The organism is Streptomyces sp. NPDC002793 (assembly GCF_040295485.1).
Classification (GTDB): domain Bacteria; phylum Actinomycetota; class Actinomycetes; order Streptomycetales; family Streptomycetaceae; genus Streptomyces.
Genome location: NZ_JBEOVL010000104.1, coordinates 1 through 6,106, shown reverse-complemented (window position 1 = coordinate 6,106; position 6,106 = coordinate 1). Strand labels below are relative to the sequence as shown.

Sequence of the window (6,106 nt, the reverse complement as noted above, 5' to 3'; positions counted from 1 at the left end):
CCGTCGAGGATCGTTTCGGTGAGGGGGTGCTGGCAGTTGGTGCCCGCCCCTCGGCGCAAGGCCGGCCTCACCCTCCGTGTCACTGCGGGGGAAGGCGGGTGGCAGGAAACCGGACCGTACGCCTGTACAGACCGGCCACCCCGTGCGGGTGATCCTTCCACCGGGGCGTGTTCGCGCCCGGCCGCATGACTACACTTCTCAACACATACACGCGTCAGGGCCCACAGTGTCGTGCGTCTTCCACGCGGCTAGCCCCTCCACCGCCTGCGGCCGTCGGGACGGCCGTCCGCACTGGACTTGTGAGGACACACGTGAGCTCGAAACCTGTCGTACTCATCGCCGAAGAGCTGTCGCCCGCCACGGTTGACGCTCTGGGTCCGGATTTCGAGATCCGGCACTGCAACGGCGCGGACCGCGCCGAACTCCTCCCCGCCATCGTCGACGTCGACGCGATCCTGGTGCGCTCCGCCACCAAGGTCGACGCCGAGGCCATCGCGGCGGCCAAGCACCTCAAGGTCGTCGCCCGCGCGGGTGTCGGTCTGGACAACGTCGACGTCTCCTCGGCCACCAAGGCCGGCGTGATGGTCGTCAACGCGCCGACGTCCAACATCGTCACCGCCGCCGAGCTGGCCTGTGGTCTGCTCGTCGCCACCGCGCGCAACATCCCGCAGGCCAACACCGCCCTGAAGAACGGCGAGTGGAAGCGCTCCAAGTACACGGGTGTGGAGCTCAGCGAGAAGACCCTCGGCGTCGTCGGCCTCGGCCGCATCGGCGTCCTGGTCGCGCAGCGCATGTCGGCCTTCGGCATGAAGATCGTCGCGTACGACCCTTACGTGCAGCCCGCGCGCGCCGCGCAGATGGGCGTCAAGCTCCTCACGCTGGACGAGCTGCTCGAGGTCTCCGACTTCATCACCGTGCACCTCCCCAAGACCCCCGAGACGCTCGGCCTGATCGGCGACGACGCGCTGCACAAGGTGAAGCCCTCGGTGCGCATCGTCAACGCCGCGCGTGGCGGCATCGTCGACGAGGAGGCGCTCGCCTCCGCCCTCAAGGAGGGCCGGGTCGCCGGCGCCGGCCTCGACGTGTACACGAAGGAGCCCTGCACGGACTCCCCGCTGTTCCAGTTCGACCAGGTCGTCTGCACTCCGCACCTCGGTGCCTCCACCGACGAGGCGCAGGAGAAGGCGGGCATCGCGGTCGCCAAGTCCGTCCGTCTGGCCCTCGCCGGGGAGCTCGTGCCCGACGCGGTCAACGTCCAGGGCGGCGTCATCGCCGAGGACGTGCGCCCCGGCCTGCCGCTCGCCGAGAAGCTCGGCCGTATCTTCACCGCGCTCGCGGGCGAGGTCGCGGCACGTCTCGACGTCGAGGTCTACGGCGAGATCACCCAGCACGACGTGAAGGTGCTCGAACTCTCCGCGCTGAAGGGCGTCTTCGAGGACGTCGTCGACGAGACCGTCAGCTATGTGAACGCCCCGCTCTTCGCGCAGGAGCGCGGTGTCGAGGTCCGCCTCACCACCAGCTCCGAGTCGCCGGACCACCGCAACGTGGTGACGGTCCGGGGCACGCTGTCGAACGGCGAGGAGGTCGCGGTCTCCGGCACGCTGGCCGGCCCCAAGCACCTCCAGAAGATCGTCGCGATCGGCGAGCACGACGTCGACCTGGCGCTCGCCGACCACATGGTCGTCCTGCGCTACGAGGACCGCCCCGGCGTCGTCGGCGCGGTCGGCAAGATCCTCGGCGAGGCCGGGCTGAACATCGCCGGCATGCAGGTCTCGCGGCAGGACGCGGGCGGCGAGGCGCTGGTCGTCCTCACCGTCGACGACACCATCCCGCAGTCGGTCCTCAACGAGATCGCCGAGGAGATCGGCGCCGCCTCGGCCCGCTCGGTGAACCTCACCGACTGACCGGACCCCACCCCACGGCCGCGCCCGGCGGACAGAGACCACTCTGTCCGCCGGGCGCGGCCGTTCGGGGCCGTGTCACAGCCGGGCCCGCTTCAGCGCCATGTGCAGCAGCAGCCGGTCCTCACCGTCGTTCAGGTCGAGGCCGGTGAGCTGCTGGACCCGGCCGAGCCGGTAGTAGAGCGTCTGGCGGTGGATGCCCAGCTCGGTGGCGGTCCGGCCGGCCTGGCCCGCACGGTCGAGGAAGACCTCGGCGGTGCGGGCCAGTTCCGTGTGGGCCGGGGTGAGCAGGGGGCGGACGGCCGGGTCCGGCGCGGGCTCGGGGGCGCGGGGCAGGGAGGTCAGCAGCCGGTACGGGCCGATGGCCGACCAGTCGGCGACCGGGCCGAAGCGCGCCTCGGCCGCGGCCGCGCGAGCCGCGGACAGGGCCTCGTGCCACGAGTCGGCCAGCTCCGCCAGGCCCCGGCGGGGCACTGCGAGGCCGCCGGTCGAGGCCGGCCCCGCGAGGGCCCGCAACCGCTCCGCGGCCGTGGTCGCCGGGTCGAGCGACTCGGGGGAGCGCAGCCGGACCAGGGCGGCCAGGGCCTGGGTGCCGGCGCCGGGGACCGCCGCGAGGGCCGCCGCCGACGGCACCGTACGCACGGACGGGGTCTCGCCCGGCCACGGGGTCACGCCCACCACGGTGTGCAGCCCGTCCGCGTCGGCGCCGAGGGCCTCGTGCAGCGCGGCCACCGCCATGTCCCGCTGCCAGCCGTGGTCGGCGACGAGCACCGAGCCGAACTCCCGTGACAGGTCGGTGCCGGCCCGGGCCTCGTCGGCGAGCAGGGCGCCGATCCGTGCCGCGACGTCCATGGCCGCCGTCAGCTGTCCGTCGGCCGGTCCCGGGTCCGCGTCCAGCAGCCACACGTAGCCCAGGACGACACCCCGATGGCGTACCGGAAGACAGATGCGGTCCCGGAACACCCCGGCCTCCGGGGCGGCCGGGATGCGGACCGGGCCCGTCGCGCGGGTGATGCCGAACCCCTCGAACCAGGCGCGGACCGCGGGGGTGGAGCGGCGGGTCAGGATCGAGCGGGTACGGACGGGGTCCATGGCCGTGTCGTCGTCGCTGTCGTGGGCCCCGAAGGCGACCAGGCCGAAATCGCGGTTCTCCAGGGTCGCGGGGGCGCCGAGCAGCGCGGAGATCTCGTCGACCAGCTCCTGGTAATCGCCCTTCACCCGGCCATTCTCGCACTCCTTCAGACATATGTCTGAGATCCGGTGCGCGGATGCGTGACAGCTGTCGATGGCAGGCGGGTGCGGGGGTCCCTAGATTTCACAGTGGTTCTCCGTGCCGTCCCGGTCCGCCTCCGCGCGCACCGTTCCGGCCTCGTTCGTACTCCATGGAGGTGCCCCGTGCTGGGTCCCGTGATTCTCGCCGCATCCCGCAGCGACAAGATGCGTCGTTTCATCTCGGCCGCGCCGGGCACCAAGCAGGTCGTCGCCCGCTTCATCGCGGGCGAGGGCGTCGACCAGGTCGTCCCGGTCATCGAGGACGCGGCGGCCAAGGGCCTCGAGGTCACCCTCGACGTCGTGGGTGAGGACATCACCACCCGCGAGCAGGCCTCCGCCGCCCGTGACGCCTATCTGGAGCTGATCGGCCGCCTGGAGAAGCTCGGGCTCGGCGAGCGTGCCGAGATGTCCGTCAAGCTCTCGATGTTCGGGCAGTCCCTCCCGTCGCCCGCCACCGCCCCCGACGGGGAGCCCTCCGGGCTCGACCCCGCATTCCCGGGCGGTCACGAGCTGGCTCTCGCCAACGTCCGCCCGGTCGTCGAGGCCGCCGCGGCGATCGGCACCACGGTCACACTGGACGCCGAGGACCACACCACCCTCGACTCGATGTTCGCCATCCACGAGGAGCTGCGGAAGGACTTCCCGCAGACCGGCTGCGTGATCCAGTCGTACCTGTTCCGCACCGAGGCCGACGCCCGGCGCCTCGCCGCCGCGGGCAGCCGGGTCCGTCTGGTGAAGGGCGCCTACAAGGAGCCCGCCTCCGTCGCGTACCAGAGCAAGCCGGAGATCGACAAGGCGTACGTCCGCATCCTGAGGACGCTGATGCAGGGCGACGGCTACCCGATGATCGGCTCCCACGATCCCCGTCTCATCGCCATCGGCCAGGAGCTCGCACGCCAGGCCGGGCGCAAACTGGATGAGTACGAGTTCCAGATGCTGTACGGCATCCGCAGCGAGGAGCACATCCGGCTCGCGGCCGAGGGCCACCGGATGCGCGTCTACACGGCGTACGGCACCGACTGGTACGGATACTTCATGCGCCGCCTCGCGGAGAAGCCGGCCAACCTGCTCTTCTTCGCCCGCTCCGTCGTCACCAAGGGCTGACCCGCCCGGCCGACCATCCACCTCAACCAAGGAGACAAGGCACTCATGGACGCTGTCACCCAGGTCCCCGCGCCGGTCAACGAGCCGGTCCACTCCTACGCCCCGGGCACCCCGGAGCGCGCCCGTCTGGAGGCGAAGCTCAAGGAGCTCGCCGAGAACCCGATCGACCTGCCGATGACCATCGGCGGCGAGAAGCGCATGGGCGGCGGCGAGCGTGTCGACGTGGTGCAGCCGCACAACCACAAGGCCGTCATCGGCACCTTCGCGGGTGCCACCGAGCAGGACGCCCAGGACGCCGTCGACGCGGCCCTCGCCGCCGCTCCGGCCTGGCGCGCCATGTCCTTCGACGACCGCGCGGCCATCATCCTGCGCGCCGCCGAGCTGCTGTCCGGCCCCTGGCGCGAGACGCTGGCCGCCTCCACGATGCTCGGCCAGGGCAAGACCGCGCAGCAGGCCGAGATCGACTGCCCCTGTGAGCTCGTCGACTTCTGGCGCTTCAACGTGCACTACGCGCGCCAGATCCTCGCCGAGCAGCCGCCGGCGAACTCTCCCGGCGTGTGGAACCGCATGGACCACCGCCCGCTGGAGGGCTTCGTCTACGCGATCACGCCGTTCAACTTCTCGGCCATCGCCGCCAACCTGCCGACCGCGCCCGCCCTCATGGGCAACGTCGTCGTGTGGAAGCCGTCCCCGACCCAGACCCACGCCGCCGTGCTGCTGATGCGGCTCCTGGAGGAGGCCGGGCTGCCCAAGGGCGTCATCAACCTGGTCACCGGCGACGGCATCGCCGTCTCCGAGGTGGCGCTGAACCACCGCGACCTGGCCGGTGTCCACTTCACCGGCTCGACCCCCACCTTCCAGCACCTGTGGAAGACGGTCGGCAACAACATCGCCAACTACCGCACCTACCCGCGGCTGGTCGGCGAGACCGGTGGCAAGGACTTCGTCGTCGCGCACCCGAGCGCCGACCGCGCCGTCCTGAAGACCGCGCTGACCCGCGGCTCCTTCGAGTACCAGGGCCAGAAGTGCTCGGCGTCCTCCCGTGCGTACGTTCCCGCCTCCATCTGGAACTCCGGTTTCAAGGAGGAGTTCGCGGCCGAGGTCGACTCCATCACCATGGGTGACGTCACCGACCTGTCGCACTTCATGGGCGCGGTCATCGACGCGCGTTCCTTCGCGAAGAACAAGGCCGCGATCGACCGTGCCGCGGCCGACCCGACGTGCACGATCGTCGCCGGTGGCACGTACGACGACTCCGTCGGCTACTTCGTCCGCCCGACCGTCATCGTCTGCGACGACCCGGCCAACGAGGTCTTCACCACCGAGTACTTCGGCCCGATCCTCGCCGTCCACGTCTACGAGGACGAGAAGTACGACGCGATGCTGGAGCAGATGGAGTCGGTCTCCGACTACGCGCTGACCGGCGCGGTCATCTCCAACGACCGTGCGGCGGCGGCGTACACGATGGACAAGCTCCGCTACGCGGCGGGCAACTTCTACATCAACGACAAGTCGACCGGTGCGGTCGTCGGCCAGCAGCCCTTCGGCGGCGGCCGTGGCTCCGGCACCAACGACAAGGCGGGCGCCCCGCAGAACCTGCAGCGCTGGACGCTGACCCGCGCCATCAAGGAGACGCTGGTCCCGCCGACCGACTACACCTACCCCCACCAGGGCTGACGCCCCCCGGGGCGCCCGTCACGGGCGCCCCGCCCCGTACTCCGCCTCCCGGCCGGTCCCCGTTATCTTTTTCGCGGTCCTGCAATGGGACCGCTGGCCTCCGGGCCCGGCATGACTGTGTCCCCCTGTCGAAGACATGACCTGGGGGGTGG

The 6,106-nt window shown here is 71.1% G+C and carries 4 protein-coding genes; 3 read left to right on the top strand and 1 reads right to left on the bottom strand.

Annotated features, from left to right (window positions below):
• The first annotated feature begins 311 nt into the window (after positions 1-311).
• Positions 312-1,904, top strand: coding sequence for a phosphoglycerate dehydrogenase (gene serA, locus ABT001_RS35620; RefSeq protein WP_351285821.1), 1,593 nt, complete (start codon positions 312-314; stop codon positions 1,902-1,904).
• 75 nt (positions 1,905-1,979) lie between these two features.
• Here the strand turns inward: serA and ABT001_RS35615 are convergent, their stop codons facing one another.
• Positions 1,980-3,119 carry a PucR family transcriptional regulator gene (locus tag ABT001_RS35615; RefSeq protein WP_351285819.1) on the bottom strand — a complete coding sequence of 380 codons (1,140 nt, stop codon included), beginning with the start codon at positions 3,117-3,119 and terminating at the stop codon, positions 1,980-1,982.
• Positions 3,120-3,296: 177 nt separating this feature from the next.
• Here ABT001_RS35615 and ABT001_RS35610 point away from each other — a divergent pair, with 177 nt between their 5' ends.
• Both ABT001_RS35610 and pruA read left to right on the top strand, forming a co-directional pair.
• Positions 3,297-4,277 (top strand): proline dehydrogenase family protein, encoded by a 981-nt coding sequence (locus ABT001_RS35610; RefSeq protein WP_351285818.1) that lies wholly within the window; start codon positions 3,297-3,299, stop codon positions 4,275-4,277.
• A gap of 45 nt (positions 4,278-4,322) precedes the next feature.
• The gene (pruA, locus tag ABT001_RS35605; protein WP_351285816.1) at positions 4,323-5,954 is read left to right on the top strand and encodes an L-glutamate gamma-semialdehyde dehydrogenase; all 1,632 of its coding nucleotides are present in this window, start codon (positions 4,323-4,325) and stop codon (positions 5,952-5,954) included.
• The last annotated feature ends 152 nt before the right edge of the window (positions 5,955-6,106 follow it).